We start from the raw sequence: 1,288 nt of genomic DNA, 5'->3' as shown, positions 1-1,288 counted from the left end.
GCCCCGGCGAGCGCCGACGCAGCAGCGCAGCCGCGAGCGGGTCGAGCGGCTTCCTCGGGCGCGCGTCGTTCATAGTCCTCGACGACGTCGGTGTGGAGCCGCAGCTTCTCGTTCCACTCGGCCTCGAGAGTGTCGGCAACGAGGCGATTGTCGGGATCGACCTTCATGTAGCGGCGCCGGGCGAGCTCGGCATCATGACGCGTCCGCTCGATATGCTGTCGGCGCAACGTGTCCATCTCGGCGGCGCGTGCCTCAAGCTCGCGCTGCACCGCCAGGGTGACCTCAAGGGTCATCGGCGTCATCAGCTCGACAAGCAATGCACCCACCGCCGGGTCGACGACTTTGCCGGGCACGGACTGGCAGACCTTGCCGCCGCGACGGGTGGCAGTCTCCTGGCAGATATAGGTCGGGACAGGCTGACCGTGCTCCTGGCTGTAATGGACGCCCATGCGCCCGCCGCAAAGGCCGCAGAGAACTCTGCCTTGGAGCAAGGCGGATCCTTCGCGGACCGGCCCGGCGCGGCGCTGCATTCCATAGGCTTGTGCATTGGCAGCGAGACGCTCCTGGTTGGCCTTGAAGCGCTCCCAGTCGATATAACCCGGATGCAGGTCGGGCATGACGAACCGCCAGTCAGCCATATCCACCTTGATCTGAGAGACGCCGCCGCCCGGCCGGGGCCGTCCACGCGTTCGACCGTAAACGAAGGCGCCGGCATATCTCGGATTATGCAGGACCTGGAGGATGCGGGCGTGCCGTGGCGGCGCCCACATGAGTTCGCCTTTGTGCGGTCCCTTGCGCAGTCGTCGCGGGAACAGAATGCCTTCGTCGAGGAAGAACTTGACGGTTCTGGTTGCGCTGCCCAGGCGCTCGAAGGTCGTGAACACCATGCGGAGCGCGGCCTGCACCTCGGCGTCCGGGTCGAGTGCGAGGGTGCCATCGGGCAAGTAGACCAAGCCCACTGGCGGCCCTATCTTCAGATCGCCGCGGCTTGCCTTGTTGAGTTGGCCGCCGGGCATGCGCGCCTTGAGGAAGTGCAACTCCGCTTCCGACATCGTTCCTTTCAAACCCAAAAGAAGTCTGTCGTTGAAGCTGGCCGGATCGTAGACGCCATCCTCATCGAGGATGAGGGTGCTGGTCAGGGCGCACAGCTCAAGCAGCCGGTGCCAGTCGGCGGAGTTGCGGGCCAGGCGCGAGACCTCCAGCCCCATGACGACGCCGGCCTTGGCGAGGGCTACTTCGCTGACCAGTTCCTGGAAGCCGTCGCGGGCAACGGCGCTGGATCCCGATT

General features: G+C 65.8%; 1 protein-coding gene. It reads right to left on the bottom strand.

Features of this window, described 5'->3' with window-relative positions; all coding sequences use genetic code 11:
- Positions 1-1,247, bottom strand: a 1,247-nt coding sequence (locus EOA32_RS37275; RefSeq protein ID WP_245499534.1) for a recombinase family protein, incomplete at its 3' end; no start/stop codon positions are given.
- Between the last annotated feature and the right edge of the window lie 41 nt (positions 1,248-1,288).

The organism is Mesorhizobium sp. M1A.F.Ca.ET.072.01.1.1 (assembly GCF_004023325.1).
GTDB lineage: Bacteria > Pseudomonadota > Alphaproteobacteria > Rhizobiales > Rhizobiaceae > Mesorhizobium.
This window is presented reverse-complemented; position numbering and strand designations above follow the sequence as displayed.